The 16277-nt window shown below is 55.9% G+C and carries 16 protein-coding genes; 11 read left to right on the top strand and 5 right to left on the bottom strand.

The genetic code is table 11. The features are described from left to right. Positions 1-78 precede the first annotated feature (78 nt). Entirely contained in the window at positions 79-981 is a 903-nt protein-coding gene (argB, locus tag FHS30_RS15215) for an acetylglutamate kinase (RefSeq protein ID WP_183911363.1), read from the top strand. A gap of 95 nt (positions 982-1076) precedes the next feature. Next, positions 1077-1694: a nucleoid occlusion factor SlmA gene (slmA, locus tag FHS30_RS15210; protein WP_183911362.1), complete on the top strand. Its 618-nt coding sequence runs from the start codon at positions 1077-1079 to the stop codon at positions 1692-1694. A gap of 106 nt (positions 1695-1800) precedes the next feature. Here the strand turns inward: slmA and FHS30_RS15205 are convergent, their stop codons facing one another. Together FHS30_RS15205 and pyrE are read right to left on the bottom strand one after the other, a co-directional pair. Then, positions 1801-2415 carry a hypothetical protein gene (locus tag FHS30_RS15205; RefSeq protein WP_183911361.1) on the bottom strand — a complete coding sequence of 205 codons (615 nt, stop codon included), beginning with the start codon at positions 2413-2415 and terminating at the stop codon, positions 1801-1803. Positions 2416-2444: 29 nt separating this feature from the next. Next, positions 2445-3089: an orotate phosphoribosyltransferase gene (pyrE, locus tag FHS30_RS15200; protein ID WP_183911360.1), complete on the bottom strand. Its 645-nt coding sequence runs from the start codon at positions 3087-3089 to the stop codon at positions 2445-2447. A gap of 238 nt (positions 3090-3327) precedes the next feature. Here pyrE and FHS30_RS15195 point away from each other — a divergent pair, with 238 nt between their 5' ends. Further along, complete coding sequence (locus FHS30_RS15195) at positions 3328-4101, top strand: exodeoxyribonuclease III (RefSeq protein WP_183911359.1); 774 nt, start codon at positions 3328-3330, stop codon at positions 4099-4101. Positions 4102-4173: 72 nt separating this feature from the next. Here FHS30_RS15195 and rph read toward each other — a convergent pair whose 3' ends face one another. Next, complete coding sequence (gene rph, locus FHS30_RS15190; RefSeq protein ID WP_183911358.1) at positions 4174-4896, bottom strand: ribonuclease PH; 723 nt, start codon at positions 4894-4896, stop codon at positions 4174-4176. 99 nt (positions 4897-4995) lie between these two features. Between rph and FHS30_RS15185 the strand changes: the two genes are divergently transcribed. The 5 genes from FHS30_RS15185 to FHS30_RS15165 all read left to right on the top strand — a co-directional run bounded on the left by FHS30_RS15185 (position 4996) and on the right by FHS30_RS15165 (position 9464). After that, complete coding sequence (locus tag FHS30_RS15185) at positions 4996-5862, top strand: YicC/YloC family endoribonuclease (protein ID WP_183911357.1); 867 nt, start codon at positions 4996-4998, stop codon at positions 5860-5862. Between the two features lie 29 nt (positions 5863-5891). Beyond that, the gene (gene gmk / locus FHS30_RS15180; RefSeq protein ID WP_183911356.1) at positions 5892-6509 is read left to right on the top strand and encodes a guanylate kinase; all 618 of its coding nucleotides are present in this window, start codon (positions 5892-5894) and stop codon (positions 6507-6509) included. A gap of 107 nt (positions 6510-6616) precedes the next feature. Further along, positions 6617-6865: a DNA-directed RNA polymerase subunit omega gene (rpoZ, locus tag FHS30_RS15175; protein WP_183911355.1), complete on the top strand. Its 249-nt coding sequence runs from the start codon at positions 6617-6619 to the stop codon at positions 6863-6865. A gap of 20 nt (positions 6866-6885) precedes the next feature. Further along, the gene (spoT, locus tag FHS30_RS15170) at positions 6886-8982 is read left to right on the top strand and encodes a bifunctional GTP diphosphokinase/guanosine-3',5'-bis pyrophosphate 3'-pyrophosphohydrolase (protein ID WP_183911354.1); all 2097 of its coding nucleotides are present in this window, start codon (positions 6886-6888) and stop codon (positions 8980-8982) included. A gap of 98 nt (positions 8983-9080) precedes the next feature. Beyond that, on the top strand, positions 9081-9464 hold the full coding sequence (locus FHS30_RS15165) for a RidA family protein (RefSeq protein WP_183911353.1): 384 nt from the start codon (positions 9081-9083) through the stop codon (positions 9462-9464). Here FHS30_RS15165 and FHS30_RS15160 read toward each other — a convergent pair. Next, positions 9457-10269 (bottom strand): NAD-dependent epimerase/dehydratase family protein, encoded by an 813-nt coding sequence (locus FHS30_RS15160; protein WP_183911352.1) that lies wholly within the window; start codon positions 10267-10269, stop codon positions 9457-9459. The two genes, FHS30_RS15165 and FHS30_RS15160, sit on opposite strands and share 8 nt — an antisense overlap. Positions 10270-10353: 84 nt before the next feature. Here FHS30_RS15160 and FHS30_RS15155 point away from each other — a divergent pair, with 84 nt between their 5' ends. The 3 genes from FHS30_RS15155 to FHS30_RS15145 all read left to right on the top strand — a co-directional run bounded on the left by FHS30_RS15155 (position 10354) and on the right by FHS30_RS15145 (position 14864). Then, positions 10354-11274, top strand: coding sequence for a hydrogen peroxide-inducible genes activator (locus tag FHS30_RS15155; protein ID WP_183911351.1), 921 nt, complete (start codon positions 10354-10356; stop codon positions 11272-11274). Then, entirely contained in the window at positions 11267-13360 is a 2094-nt protein-coding gene (gene recG / locus FHS30_RS15150; protein WP_246341353.1) for an ATP-dependent DNA helicase RecG, read from the top strand. Before FHS30_RS15155 ends, recG begins: the two co-directional genes overlap by 8 nt. A 115-nt stretch (positions 13361-13475) precedes the next feature. Then, positions 13476-14864, top strand: a complete 1389-nt coding sequence (locus tag FHS30_RS15145; protein WP_183911349.1) for an HDOD domain-containing protein — start codon at positions 13476-13478, stop codon at positions 14862-14864. Between the two features lie 111 nt (positions 14865-14975). On the opposite strand, the gene FHS30_RS15140 is transcribed toward FHS30_RS15145, so the two are convergent. Continuing rightward, positions 14976-16268, bottom strand: a complete 1293-nt coding sequence (locus FHS30_RS15140; protein WP_183911348.1) for a dicarboxylate/amino acid:cation symporter — start codon at positions 16266-16268, stop codon at positions 14976-14978. Positions 16269-16277: the final 9 nt, after the last annotated feature.

The following is a 16277-nucleotide window of genomic DNA, read 5'->3' as shown; positions in this document are numbered from 1 at the left end:
AACAACTGAAACTCAATAAAGCCCGTCGCAGAGCGGGCGCCACCCCACCCATACCACCCATAGTCACAGAGGTTCTTCATGTCGCTATCCAGAGACGACGCAATGCAAATCGCCAAGGTTCTCACGGAGTCCTTGCCCTATATCCAACGCTTTACTGGCAAGACTATCGTGGTCAAATTTGGCGGTAACGCCATGACCGATGAAGCGCTGCAAAACAGTTTTGCTCGCGACATTGTGCTCATGAAATTGGTGGGGCTTAATCCTGTGGTCGTACACGGCGGCGGCCCTCAGATTGGTGAGCTATTGAATAAGCTCAGCATCAAGTCAGAATTCGTCGACGGTATGCGCGTGACTGACAGCGCCACCATGGATGTGGTTGAAATGGTGCTAGGTGGAACAGTCAATAAACAAATTGTTAGCCTGATTAATCGCAATGGCGGCAAGGCCATTGGATTAACCGGTAAAGACGGTAAATTGATTCGCGCCAAAAAAATGACTGTCACACGCAAAACGCCAGGCATGGACGCTTCTGAAATTGTTGATATCGGTCATGTTGGGGAAGTGGTTTCCATCAATACTGAAGTGATCGATATGCTCACCAACAGCAATTTCATACCGGTCATCGCGCCCGTTGGTGTGGGGCAAGATGGTGCGGCTTACAACATCAATGCCGACCTCGTTGCAGGCAAAATTGCGGAAGTATTACAAGCGGAAAAATTGATGCTGCTCACCAATGTGGCAGGCTTAATGAATAAATCCGGCGAAATACTCACCGGCCTTACCACCGAACAGGTGGATGAACTGATTGCCGATGGCACCATTTACGGTGGCATGCTACCCAAAATTTCTTGCGCGCTATCTGCCGTTAAGTCTGGAGTTAACTCTTCACATATCGTTGACGGCCGCGTGGATCACGCTGTTTTGCTGGAAATATTCACCGATACCGGCGTGGGCACCAAGATTAGCAACGCCCTCGAATAAAGGAATTCTCCCGCGGGCCGTATTTTTCGTTGATGCGGCTCAGCTTTGTAGCTAGGATAGGCCGTTATCCGAAAGCCCCGAACGTCGAAGGTTTTATGACAAACTCCTCTACTAAGGTGTCCCGGCGCCAGCAAATTCTGGAATCCTTGGCTCACATGCTAGAGTCCAGCCCCGGCGCTCGCATCACTACGGCTGCATTGGCCAAAGAAGTCGGGGTTTCCGAAGCGGCACTTTATCGGCACTTTCCCAGCAAATCGAAAATGTTCGAAGGCTTAATAGAGTTTATCGAGGAAACGTTGTTTTCTCGTATCGGCTTAATTTTAAGTGACACTGACACCGCCCAAGCCCGCTGCGAAAAGATTTTTTTGTTGTTGCTCACCTTTACCGAGCGCAACCCCGGTATTACCCGCATTCTTACCGGGGACGCCCTCACCGGTGAAACCGAGCGACTACACACCCGCATTCAACAATTATTCGAGCGAATCGAAACGCAGATTAAACAAATCCTGCGCGAGGCTGAAATCCGTGAGGGTTTACGCCCCCGGCTGCCGCTCACGGCCGCAGCGAACCTGCTTATGGCAGCCGCCGAGGGTCGCATTGCGCAGTTCGTACGCTCTGGATTTAAACGCCCACCCACCGAATTTTGGGGTGAGCAATGGCCCGTACTGATGCAAGATTTTTTCTACGAGCCCATGGCGCAAGTCACTTCGTAGCATCTACAATTATTTCAACGTGTGCGATTTTTCTTAAAAAATTGCATTAAAAAAGGGCCCCTTGGGCCCTTTTTCGTACGTGGTGAATGGCCACGCTTTCCTGACGCTAGGGCTTGTTTAATATAATTCTTAGCCGTTCTTTATCCTGTTCGAACTTTTCCGCCACGTCTTCATATTCCCACTCTCGCTGAATATACTTTTCCCGCGTGTCATCAAGCTCGAGCTCTAAATTTTGCAGTGTTGTCAGCACCACCTCGGGTACTGGTTGGCCGCGACGCTCAAAATCGGCGCCCCTTGCATATTCGGCGCGAATTTGGGATTGGATGGTGTTGAGATTGCTAATCAAGATGGCCATGTTGGCTTCCAAATCGGCCAATTTACGCAGTTTTACCGCGTCGATATCCTCAACGCTACTGTAGCGTCGCAGCAGCGCGGCATCCCACTCTGCCAACTCGCGCTGTTGCTCCTTTTGTGCGGCGGCAGCGGCGGCCTGTTCTGGCGTTAACGCAGGCGGAACCACGCGCAGCACAATGCCCGATAAGTTCACTACCTCATAACCGCGTTTCGCGGCCTCAGGGGGCAGGGAATGGTGCATCACTTTGGCACCTTGCTCATTAATGTAGCGATAAAAAACTTTTCCATCGCTGGGATCGGCCGCGCGCACCTGCCACGCGATAGTGCATGACAGTGCCGCCATCAGGATGCCGCTAAGCAACTTCATAGTGTCAAACCTTTAATCCTTGCCATAGTTTAGTCGGTGCCATAAGACGCGCGGTAGGCGCGGATTTTTTCCACCATAGACGCCTGCGTAGCGTCTGATTCAAGATAGCTGATGATGTCGTTTAAGCTAATGATGCTGATCACGGGAATGCCAAATTCCTGTTCGACCTCGGCTATGGCAGACAGTGCTCCCTTGCCTTTCTCTTGTCGATTTAAGCCGATCACTACCGCGGCCGGTTTGGCATCGGCGGCATTTATGAGTTGCATGACTTCGCGAATCGCAGTCCCTGCGGTGATCACGTCATCAATGATTAATACGCGGCCTGCCAATGGGGCGCCCACCAAACTACCGCCCTCGCCGTGGTCTTTGGCCTCTTTGCGGTTAAAGCAATAGGGGAGGTCGCGCTGGTGTTCGTCGGCCAATGCCACTGCCGTAGTGGTGGCCAAAGGAATGCCTTTATATGCCGGGCCAAATATTAAATCAAAGTCGACGCCTGACGCCTGAATGGCTGCTGCGTAGAATCGTCCCAAGGCGGCGAGTGCAGCGCCCGTTTTAAAGCGGCCAGCATTAAAAAAATAGGGGCTGGTGCGCCCACTCTTGAGCGTAAACTCTCCAAAGCACAGGGCCTCGTGTTCAATGGCCAGCTCGATAAATTCCCGCTGGTAGGTCTGCATGGCATCTTCCCGTATCAAAATCTGAATCTTTGGACTATGTTTAAGCCAGTAGTGGCCTTTTATGGGCGGCTATTTTGGCACATTTGCCGAGCGCGCTCCCCTGTTTTTGATGTACCGTCTGGGAGTTCACTCGCCAATCACGTGTAAAGCAACGGCGACAGAGCTTCAAGTAAACCCAATATTTACAAAAACTTATAAAGCTCGGGTATCATACACAGTCCGTTTTTAAGGGGCTAACATGCGCATTATCAACCTCAGCGTCGATGGTATACATCAGGCGGCACAGCGGGGTCTCTACGACTGGCTGGCAGAACAGGACGCTGACATCATTTGCCTGCAAGATTTGCGGGCACTGGAATACGAGTTGGACCACCAGGTGTTTCACCCGGAAGGTTACAACGCGTATTTCTTTGATTCCGGCGTCAAGCACTACAACGGCGTAGCAATTTACAGCCGAAAGATGCCCAAGGCCTTGATTTACGGTTTTGGCTTTGCCAGCGGCGTAGATATGGAAGGCCGCTACCTGCAGATCGACTTTGAAAAAATCAGTATCGGCAGCCTGTTGGCGCCCTCCGCTATGTCGGCGAGCGAGTCTCAGGAGGTCAAGATGAAATTCTATGACGACCTGCAAGCACACCTCGTCAAAATTAGCCGCAAACGTCGCGACTATGTATTTTGCGGTAATTGGGCCATGGCCCACAAAAGCCGAGATGTGATGAATGCAGCCCGCCATGAGGGCGACGTTGGTTTTCTGCCACACGAACGCAGTTGGCTCAACCAACTGTTTACCCAGCTGGAATACACCGATGCCTTTCGCAAGGTTAACAGCGACGACGACGAGTACAGCTGGTTCCCGGAAACCGAATCGGGCGACGCCGATGGCTGGCGCACAGACTTCCAGGTGATCTCCAATAATCTTGCCAATCGAGTGGAGTACGCCACGATTTATAAAAAGCAGCAATTCTCCAGCCACCAACCGGTGATCATCGATTACGATCTAGAGATCGAGTAGCGGTCGAAAATCAAGCGCCGCGCTGCAATAAAAAAGGGCCACAAGGCCCTTTTTTATTGCGCGTACTACGGTTCAAGCTTGGCGCAACGCCTCGGATTGCAGGTCATGTAATTCGGCGATGCCCTTCTTGGCCAGCGCCAACATGCTGGCAAACTCTGCCTCACTGAAAGGCTCGCCCTCGGCAGTGCCCTGAATTTCAATAATCCCGCCGTCGCTGCCCAACACAATATTCATGTCGGTTTCCGCGGCGGAATCTTCGGGGTAATCCAAATCCAATACCGGTGCACCTTGGTAGATACCCACCGATACCGAGGCGATCATGCGCTTGATAGGCGACGCATTGATCTTGCCCTTGGCCTGTAAAAACGCCACCGCATCGGCCAGCGCCACGCAGGCACCGGTAATGGATGCCGTGCGCGTGCCACCATCGGCTTGAATCACGTCGCAATCGATTGTGATGGTGTGTTCACCCAGCGCTTGCAGATCGACGGCGGCACGCAAAGAGCGGCCGATCAGACGTTGGATCTCTACTGTGCGCCCCCCTTGTTTGCCGCGCGCAGCTTCGCGCCCCATACGGGTGCCAGTGGAGCGGGGCAGCATGCCGTACTCCGCGGTGATCCAGCCACGACCTTCGCCGCGCATAAAGCGGGGTACGCCTTCCTCTACGGAGGCGGTGCAAATCACCTTGGTGTTGCCAAACTCCACCAATACCGAGCCCTCGGCGTGGCAGGTGAATTGGCGGGTGATGCGCACTGGGCGAAGTTCGTCGACCTGACGGCCGCTGGGTCTTTGCATGATCTTACCTTTTGCTGAATATTGAAGAGAAAGCGGCAATTATACCGGGGAATGGCTGTGGTAACATGGCGCTCTGTTTATCGTATTCGGGACGTCACCATGCCACGCAGTATGACAGGCTTTGGCCGCGTTGAGGCCAGCTTTGATTGGGGCAACTTAAGCTGGGAAATTCGCAGCGTTAATCACCGCTACCTAGAACCGCACTTTCGGCTACCGGAAACCCAGCGTCACTGTGAGCCGCTGCTGCGCGATGCGCTGCGCAAAACGCTCAATCGCGGCAAGGTTGAAGCGACACTGCAACTGCAAATTGGCCGCGCTGAACAAAGTGAGCTTGGGCTGGACCAGGATCGCCTGCAACAAGTTATCGGTGCGGTCAAACACCTGCAGCGAGCCGACGTGCAATTGGCCGCCGTCAATCCGCTAGAGCTATTGCGCTGGCCCGGGGTGGTGGTGGAAGACGCCGTTGATACCGATACCCTGAACCAATGCATCCTTGACGCCTTTCGCCACGGGCTGACCCAGCTGTCGGACAATCGCGCGCGCGAAGGTGCCGAGCTGGCAGCATTTATCGAACAGCGCTTGGCTGCGATCGCTGAACAGGTGGCTCAAGTTCGCGCATTGATGCCCACCATCTTGCAAGCGCAGCGCAGTAAATTGCAGGCGCGCCTAGAGGAACTCACTGGCCAACTGGATCAGGATCGCATCGAGCAGGAAATCGTCATGCTCACCCAAAAGGCCGATGTGGAGGAAGAGCTGGATCGGCTGGGCGCACACATTAACGAAGTTCGTCTGACCCTCAAGAAATCTGAGCCCATAGGCCGCCGACTCGATTTTTTAATGCAAGAATTGAATCGCGAGGCCAATACCCTGTCGTCCAAATCCGTGGTTACCGAAACCACCCAAGCGGCCGTTGAACTCAAAGTGCTCATCGAACAGATGCGCGAACAAATACAAAACATCGAATAGCCTCTGCGGCCTAAAGGTACAGCAACACTATGCAAACTCGCGGCAACCTCTTTACCGTGTCGGCACCTTCCGGCGCTGGCAAAACCAGCCTTGTGACCGCCCTCGTGGACGGACTCGACGGCATTCGCGTGTCGGTATCGCACACCACGCGCGCCAAGCGCCCAGGCGAAGTAGACGGGGTCAACTACCACTTTGTCTCACAAGATCAATTCAAGGAAATGCTGGCAGAGGCTGCATTTTTGGAGCACGCACAGGTCTTTACCAACTACTACGGCACCTCCAAATTTTGGGTTGAGGAGCAACTTGCCTCCGGTGTAGACGTCATTCTAGAAATAGACTGGCAGGGTGCGGCACAAGTGCGACGACTTATACCCGATACTCTGGGCGTGTTTATTCTGCCGCCCTCGCGGGAGGCGCTGCACCAGCGTTTGAACGGTCGAGGGCAGGACAGCGCCGAGGTCATCGACGCCCGTATGAAGGAGGCCATTAACGAAATGAGCCACTACGTCGAGGCAGATTACCTGATCATTAACGATGATTTTGATACCGCTCTGGCAGAGTTTAAGGCCTTAATCATCAGCCAGCGCCTTAAACAAGCCCGTCAAAATGAACGACACCGTAGATTGTTGGCAGACCTATTGAGCTGACTGATCGATTTGCGTACACTGGCCGGCCTTTTTCATACCAGCATCCGCGCGGCCAGTGGGCTAGACTTAACAGCGGGTGCTCACGCACGCTTACCGGAACACTAGTTATGGCACGTATTACTGTTGAAGATTGTCTGAACCACGTAGATAACCGTTTTGAGCTGGTTATCGTAGGCAGCAAGCGCGCACGTCAAATTGCCGTTGGCGGCAAATCACCCATGGTGCCGGAAGAAAACGATAAGCCCACGGTGATTGCCCTGCGCGAAATCGAAGAAGGCCTGGTGGATGCCTCTATTTTGACTCAGCGCGACGAGCCCGAGTACGAAATCGAAGCGCCCATTCTGACCGAAGAGTAAGCCCGCGTAGGAGGGAGAGATTGCAGACTATCGACGCACTGGCGCATCAGCTTTCCTCCTATCTAGAACCTACACATATCAATTTGGTCCGCCGCGCCTACCTCTATGCAGAGCAGGCGCACGACGGCCAAAAGCGGCGCTCGGGTGATCCCTACATCACCCACCCACTCGCGGTAGCCGCCATTCTTTCCAACATGCACATGGACCATCAAAGCTTGATGGCGGCCATGCTCCACGACGTCATTGAAGACACCGGCATAGCCAAAACCAGCTTGGGCGAGCAGTTTGGCGAAACCGTCGCCGATCTAGTGGACGGGGTCAGCAAGCTCACGCAAATCGAATTCGAATCACAAGCGGAAAAGCAGGCCGAGAATTTCCAGAAGATGACGCTGGCCATGGCACGCGATATTCGGGTGATCTTGGTAAAGCTGGCAGACCGGCTGCACAACATGCGCACTTTGGGCGTGATGCCGCCCGACAAGAAACGCCGCATCGCCCGTGAAACTCTAGAAATCTACGCGCCTATTGCCCACCGTTTAGGCATGAACGACATGCGCATTGAGTTTGAAAATCGCGGCTTTTCCGCCATGCACCCGCTGCGCGCTAAACGCCTCAAGGCCGCACTGCAAAGTGCGCGGGGCAACCGCAAAGAGCTGGTTGAAAAAATCCGACAGAGCCTGCAGAAACGCCTGGAAGATGAACTGATCAACGCCCTGGTAATAGGCCGCGAAAAGCACTTGTACAGTATTTACACCAAGATGCGCTCCAAGAAAAAGTCGTTCAAAGAAATTATGGACGTCTACGCCTTCCGCATCATCGTCGACTCAGTGGACACCTGCTATCGCACCCTGGGTGCCATCCACAACCTGTACAAGCCCATCATTACCGAATTCAAAGATTACATCGCCATCCCCAAAACCAATGGCTACCAATCGCTGCACACCGTGCTAGTGGGCATGCATGGCGTGCCTATCGAAGTGCAGATCCGCACCAAGGAAATGGATGAGATGGCCAACAGTGGCATCGCCGCTCACTGGCTCTACAAAACCAACGACAACCCCAACGCCAGCCACCTGCGCGCGCGCCAGTGGGTGCAAGGGCTGCTTGAAATGCAGCAGCGCGCGGGCGACAGCTTGGAGTTCATCGAGAACGTCAAAATCGATTTGTTCCCGGACGAGGTGTATGTATTCACCCCCAAAGGCCGCATTGTGGAATTGCCCAGCGGTGCGACACCGGTGGATTTTGCCTACGCCGTGCACACGGATGTGGGCAATGCGTGCGTGGCTTGTCGCATCAACGATCGACTGGCGCCGCTGTCCCAGCCCCTGCAAAGTGGGCAAAAGGTGACCATCATCACCGCCGCCAGCGCCCAACCCAATCCCGCCTGGCTGAATTTCGTCACCTCGGGCAAGGCGCGCTCCGCTATTCGCCACTTCTTAAAGCACCAGCGCCATCACGAATCCATTGAGCTGGGCCGCAAACTGCTCACGCGTTCACTGGCCGATCGAGGTTTGGAGTTACAAAATCTCGACAAAGAATCCCGCAAAACGTTGCTCAAAGATGCCGGCACTCACAGCATGGAAACGCTGTTTGAAGAGATAGGTTTAGGCAAGCGTCTGCCCCATGCCGTCGCTAATTTAGTGCCTTCCGACAGCCGCAAGGCCAACGCCCAATCGCCACTCATGATTGAATCGGCCGATGGCATGATGATCAGTTTTGCGCGCTGTTGCCGCCCCATTCCAGGCGACCCCATTGTCGGGCACATCAGCGCCGGCAAAGGGCTGGTGGTGCACCATGACACCTGCCGCAATATCATCGAACTGCGTGAAAACCCAGAGAAGATCGCCATGGTAAACTGGTCGCCCGACGTGCGCGGCGAGTTCCCGGTGGACATTCGCGTTGAAGTGGAGTCGGGGCGCGGCATCATCGCCGGCCTTGCCACTCGCATCACCGAACAAAATGCCAATATCGAGCAGATCAATGTGCACGAGCGCGACGCCCACAACAGCGTCATCAACCTCACCTTGGGCGTGCTCAACCGCGTTCACCTCGCCACGATTTTGCGCCGCGTGAAGACCCTGCGCTCAGTGATTCGCATCAGCCGCCACCGCAACTAGCATCAGTCGCCTCGGCAACTCCGTGATTGCGCCGCCAGCTGCATTGACGACCCACCGGTCAATGCCCTTATACTGGTCGCTTTTTCCGAGGTAGCCCAATGACTAACAAAGCCATCATCAGCACCGATAAAGCACCCGCTGCCATCGGCACTTATTCGCAAGCCGTTAAAGTTAACAACACGGTGTACCTGTCGGGACAAATTCCGTTGGTGCCAGAAACCATGGTGATGGTAGAGGGCGATTTTCGGGCTCAAGCCCATCAAGTGTTCAAAAACCTCAGCGCCGTGTGCGAAGCCGCCAACGGCTCCTTAGCTGATATCGTCAAACTGAACCTCTACCTCGCCGATCTGGGCAATTTTCCGGTGGTGAATGAGGTGATGGCTGAGTATTTTCAACAACCCTATCCCGCCCGTGCCGCCGTGGGTGTGAGCGAACTGCCCAAGGGCGCACAGTTTGAAGCGGAAGCGGTGATGGTCATTTAAGGTCGGCCATTATCGCTTGGTACCCCGCCCGCCAGTCTGGGTAGGCGGGCGCCCAACCCGACGCTTTAAGCCGTGCATTGCACACGCGTTTACCACTCAATGGCCCGCCTTGGCTCTGTTCCGGTGCAACGACCTGCTGCAGTTTAGCCAACCCACGCACCACTTCTGCCAGCAACACAGGCGCATCGTCCGACACCAAATAACACTGCGCAGGCTCCGCCAATGCCAGAAGGTGACACAGGGCGCTGGCGGCGTCATCGGCGTGAATGCGATTGCTGTAGGCCAGTAAATTTCGGCGCACAGCCCCATCGCGCACCTGCGTTAGCAGCCGGTCTCGGCCTGGACCATAAATGCCCGATAGGCGGGCGATCACAACCGGCAGATCGGCCGAACACAAGCGCCGCTCGGCTTCCAGTAACCGCTTGCCGCTAAAGTGCTCAGGCTCCGTAGCGCTGGACTCATCCACCCACTCGCCACTTGCCTGCCCGTACACCGATGTGCTCGATACAAACACCACTCTCGGCCGTTGATCCAACTGATGCAGACTCTCCGCCAGTGCATCGGCCGCCGCCACATAGCTGTCTCTATAGCCACTGTCGGAACGCGCCGTGGGCGTCATGGTGACTAAGATGCGATCAAAGCCCGGCGCTAGGATTTCCGTTAAAGCAGCCTTATTGGTGGCGTCGGCCGCGATGCAACCGGCGCTGGGCGTGCGACGCACGCCGGTGCATGAACCCGGCAAGCGCGCCGCCACACGTTGCGCGATATCGCCAAAACCCAGCAAAAGCGTTGAGGCAGAAGGCATAAATTCCCCTATAAAGTAGGACTATCGAAATGACTACTTCTGATATAAAGTCACAATCATACGCGAAGCAACCGGCAAGACACCATGACCCTCAACGAACTGCGCTACATAGTGACGCTGGCCCAAGAACAACACTTTGGTCGAGCCGCTGAGCGCTGCTATGTCAGTCAACCCACCCTGAGTATCGCGGTGAAGAAGCTCGAAGAAGAACTGGGCATTGCGCTCTTCGAACGCTCCAAAACCCGCGTACAACCCACGCCATTGGGCGAGAAAATCGTCAATCAGGCGCAACTCGTGTTGGAGCAAACTGCCGCCATTAAAGACATCGCCAAATCTGGCAAAGACCAGCTCTCCAGCCCGCTGCATGTGGGCGCAATTTTTACCATTGGCCCCTATTTGTTCCCGCATTTTATTCCCGAACTGCAGCGTATCGCGCCGAACATGCCACTGTATGTGGAAGAGGGCTACACCGCCACCTTGCGCCTGCGATTGCGCAAAGGCGAGCTGGACGTGATTATCGTCTCGCTGCCCTTTACCGAGGCGGATGTGGTCACGCAAACACTGTACGACGAGCCTTTTGTGGTGCTGATGCCCACCGACCACCCCCTCGCGGCATTCAACGCCATCGACCCCGCCCAGCTACACGATTACAACGTATTGCTGCTCGGAGAAGGCCACTGTTTCCGCGATCAAATCCTCGAGGCCTGCCCAGCCTTGCAGCCCGCCGCCGATCCCAAAGCCGGCCACATACGCACGGCGGCCAAGGGCAGCTCGCTGGAAACCTTACGGCACATGGTGGCGTCGGGATTGGGCATCACTATTCTGCCGTATTCCGCCGTCGAGGCTACCCGCTACGCCGACAATCTGCTCGTCTACCGGCCCTTTGTGGAACCGGCCCCGCGACGCACCGTAGCCATGGCTTGGCGAGCGAGCTATCCCCGCCACAAGGCCATTGATGCCTTGCGAGCCTCCATTAACCAATGCCACCTCGTTGGCAATGAATGATCACAGCCCCGCCAGCCCCACGCTCGATAAGGTCCCCGTTACAGCGCTAAAGGGGGTGGGTAAATCGCTGACCGATAAGCTCGCCAAATTGGGTTTGCACAACCTGCAAGACCTACTGTTCCACCTGCCGCTGCGCTATTTGGATCGGACCCGCATTACGCCCATCGGTGCGCTCCAGCCGGGGGTCACCGCGGTTCTGGAGGGGGAAATAAAGGCCGCCGATGTGGTCTTCGGCCGCCGCCGCTCACTGGTGGTCAAGTTACAGGACGCCACCGGCACTCTCACGCTGCGGTTCTTCCATTTTAATCAGGCGCAAAAGCAAAACCTCGCGCGCGGCTTGACGCTACGGTGCTTTGGTGAGGCCCGGCGCGGCGCGGCGGGGCTAGAGCTGTACCACCCAGAATACGAAGCGGTTACTCAAGCCAGCCCAGCATTGGCCCAGTCTTTGACGCCGGTATATCCGGCCACAGAGGGGGTCACCCAACCGCGCATGCGCAGCTTAGTGCAGCAAACACTGGCGTTTCTAACGCCTTCCAGCTTGCGCGAATTGCTGCCCACCGCGCTGCGCCAGGCCCATGGTCAATTGCCACTCGCCGACGCATTGCGCTATCTGCACCAACCGCCCACGGATGCCGATGTCCAACAATTGGCCCTGGGCCAACACCCCGCCCAACAGCGCCTCGCCTTCGAAGAATTGCTGGCACACCACTTGAGTTTGCTCGGCCTGCGCCAACAGCTACAGGCCGAGGGCGCGCCGGCGCTGCCGCACAACCGCGAGCGCTTAACGGCCTTTTTACAACAGCTGCCCTTTAACCCTACAAAGGCCCAAAGTCGCGTCGCCCAGGAAATTGCCGCCGACCTGGCCCAGCCGGTGCCCATGTTGCGATTGGTGCAGGGCGATGTGGGCTCGGGCAAAACCCTCGTGGCGGCCATGGCCGCCTTGCAGGCCATCGGCAATGGCTATCAAGTGGCGCTCATGGCACCCACGGAAATCCTGAGCGAACAGCACCGGCACAATTTCCAGCAGTGGTTTGAGCCGCTCGGTATTCAAGTGGGCTGGCTGGCCGGCAAACAAAAGGTGGCCGAGCGCCGCGACCAGTTGTCGGCACTGGCCAGCGGCCAGACGCAGCTGATCGTAGGCACCCATGCGCTGTTTCAAGAGCAGGTGAACTTTGCCGACTTGGGCTTGGTCATCATCGACGAACAGCACCGCTTTGGCGTGCACCAACGGCTCAGTTTGCGCGAAAAGGCCGGCAGTCAATTGCGGCCACACCAACTGATTATGACTGCCACCCCCATTCCCCGCACGCTGGCCATGAGTGCCTACGCGGACTTGGACTGTTCTGTGATCGACGAATTGCCGCCGGGCCGCAAGCCTGTCACCACTGTGGTCATCAACCAAGATCGCCGCGACCTCGTCATCGAGCGAGTGCGCGCCGCCATCGGTGACGGTCGACAGGTCTACTGGGTGTGTACGTTGATCGAAGAATCGGAAACGCTTACCGCCCAGGCCGCCGAGGCCACCCAAGAGGCCTTGGCGCTGAGCCTGCCGGGTGTGGCGATTGGCCTGGTACACGGGCGTTTAAAGCCCAGTGAAAAAGAATCGGTGATGGCGCAGTTTAAAGCGGGGCAATTGCCGCTCTTAGTGGCCACCACGGTCATCGAAGTGGGCGTGGATGTGCCCAATGCCAGCCTCATGATTATCGATAATCCCGAGCGACTGGGGTTGGCGCAATTGCACCAACTGCGTGGGCGGGTAGGGCGGGGCAGCGCCGAAAGCCACTGTGTATTGCTGTATTCAGGCCCGCTCTCGCAACATAGCAAAGCGCGCTTAGAAGCCATGCGCGCCACCAACGACGGCTTTGTCATTGCTGAAAAAGACCTCGAATTGCGCGGCCCCGGGGAAGTGCTGGGCACGCGCCAAACGGGGGCGATGAACTTTAAAATTGCCGACCTACAACGCGACGCCGAGCTAATTCCCCAAGTGCGCACGGCGGCCACCGACCTATTGGCCAACCATCCACAGCAGACCGCGGAACTGACGCGGCGCTGGCTGGGTTATAACGAAGTCTACGCCAAGGTGTGAATTTAGGCGCCACATATTCTAATGTGATCTCACAGCGCTGCTCGACCTTAACTACACTGAACTAATCCATTGACGCCAATGATCGGCGTTTGCCGTAGTTACGCAAGGAGTTTCAGTGCCACTTTCAGCCAGCATTATCCAATTTTTGGATCAACATGAGCTCGACTACCAACTGACCGAGCCACTCGATACCCCCATGTGGCACGACCAGCAATTGCGCAACAAGGCCGCCGCCCGCGCCACACTGCTCGAGGATGAGCGCGAGCATGTACTGGCCATTTTTCCCGCAGACAGCCTGCTAGATTTGGCCGCAGTGAACAAAATACTGGGTCGAAACATGGTGGCCATGTGCCCAAAAACCCTGCGAAAATTGTTCGAAAAGTACGAATTGTCGTCCATCCCCGCGCTACCTGGATTGGGTGGACTCACCTCGATCATCGACCAGCAGCTACTGGATAGACCCAAGCTTTACCTCGATCCGGGTAGCCGCGCGCAACTGCTTGAGCTGCCGCAAAAAGAATTTACTCGGCTAGCGAAACAAGCCACCACCGGCCAAATTGCCATTCCCCTCGCCAGCCTTGAATCGGTCATTGAAGGCGATGACACCAGCATCATCACCAACTCCATCAAGCAATTTACCGCACTGCGCGTCAAAGAGCGCTTGGAGGAAACCCTCGAATTGCCGCCGCTGCCGGACACGGCGCAACGGATTATTCAATTGCGGGTAAACCCCAACGCGGACATCAGCGATCTCGCGCATATCGTCGAGACCGACCCCAGCCTCGCCTCGCAAGTGGTCAGCTGGGCCGCCTCTCCCTATTACTCGGCACCCGGCAAAATCAAATCCATCCACGATGCCATTGTGCGGGTCTTGGGCTTTGATATGGTGCTCAACCTATCGCTGGGGCTGTCGCTCGGCAAGACACTGTCAATGCCGCAGGACGGGGTCTTTGGCATCAACCGCTATTGGCAACAATCCGTGTATATGGCGGCGGCCATGGAGGGTTTGGTTACCGCAATTCCACGCGATCATCGGCCCGGGTTCGGCATGGCCTACCTGTCGGGATTGGTATTTAACTTTGGCTACTTAGTGATGGCCGAGGTGTTTCCGCCCTATTTCACCAAATTGTGTCGCTCACTCGAGGCCAACCCCCACGTAGATCACCCCCAGATCGAAAAACACCTGCTGGGCGTAACCCGCGATCACATTGCCAGCTGGCTAATGGAGTTGTGGAATATGCCAGAGGAGGTCGTGTTTGCCCTGCGCTATCAAAACCAACCCGATTGCCAGGGCGAGTTGGCGGCCTACGCCAAGCTGTTATTTGTGGCGCGGCGGCTCTTGGCGCAGCGTGGCATGCCCTGCGGACCCCGCTTGGAAGTGCCGGCACAAGTTTACCTCGACTTGCATTTAGACCCCGTCAAAGCAGAGGCCACCATCGACAACATTTTGGAATCATCTGCCGAGCTTGAGCATATCGCCTCGCAAATGGCGCCCGCGGCCTAACGCATCCTCACTTGCCGGTGTCTTGCCGGCCCATTTTTGCGGTGTTTAGCAATAAAACAAGCGGCCCTGGAATGGGGCCGCTTTTTTATTGGAGGCGAGTAGGTGCGGTCGTTATGCTTCCGTTTTGCGGGCTGGAAGCATGTTGGGGTCTTCATTGAAGCGCTGCTCATCCAACATACCTTCACTCTTGGCAACCGCCAATGTCACCATGGCATCGCCGCAGACATTGACCGCCGTGCGGGTCATATCCAACAGGCGATCCACGCCGATGATCAGCGCGATGCCCTCCACCGGCAGACCCACTTGCTGGAGCACCATCGACAGCATGATCAAGCCAACACCCGGTACGCCGGCAGTGCCAATGGACGCCAAGGTGGCGGTCAAGATCACCATCATGTAACCGCCGATGCCAATATCAATATTGTAAGCCTGGGCGATAAATGCCGTGGCCACGCCTTGCATGATGGCGGTGCCATCCATATTGATGGTCGCGCCCATGGGCACTGTAAAGGATGCTACGCGATTATCGGCACCCAATTCGTCGCGCACTGCTTTCAGGGTGACGGGGATAGTGGCATTCGATGAGCTCATGCTAAAGGCGAAGAGCGCCACCGATTTCATCTTCCGATAAAACATCAACGGACTTAGGCCCGTTAAGGCTTTGAGCGCCAAGGCATAGGTACCTAGGCCGTGTAAAAGCAGCACAAACAGCACGGTGAAGAAGTATTGTAAGAGATTGCTGAAGGCGTCGAGCCCCAAATCGGCGGCCAACTGGGCAATCAAACAAAATACACCGTAGGGCGCAAAGTTCATTAATATCACGACCATTCGCAGAATGATCTCGTTAAAATCGTTGAAGAAACTCGCGATGCGTTTGCCGGCATCACCGGACTTTGACACGGCAATGCCCACCAGCAAGGCAAACACGATAATTTGCAGCATGTTGCCCTCTGCCATGGCCTGCACCGGATTGGTGGGTACCATGCCCAACAACACCTCTTTCAATGATGGCGCTTCAGCGGCGACAAAATTGACTTCGGTGGTGAGATTGAAGCCACTGCCAGGCTGAACCAGCACACCGGCAAGCAGGGCTAAACTGATGGCCACGGCGGTGGTGATCATGTAGAGCACCAAGGTTTTACCGGCCATGGGGCCCATGCGGGTGTTATCACCCAGCGACGCAACCCCGCACACCAAGGAAACAAATACGAGCGGCACAACCAATAGCTTCAACAGGGCCACGAAGATCTTGCCGCCCAAGTCAAACAGGCCGTCCACTAAAAACCGATCGATCCAACTGTCATAGACCCCGGCCAGCCAGCCTTGGGATTCAACGATGTTAAACATAGCGCCAACCACCAGGCCGAGGGCCATGGCGATTAGAATGCGGCTGGTTAGGCTCATAGAGGTGTC

The organism is Simiduia aestuariiviva (assembly GCF_014192475.1).
GTDB classification, from domain to species: Bacteria; Pseudomonadota; Gammaproteobacteria; order Pseudomonadales; family Cellvibrionaceae; genus Simiduia; species Simiduia aestuariiviva.
The sequence above is the reverse complement of the archived record's forward strand: the minus strand, read 5'-3'. Positions and strand labels throughout refer to the sequence as shown.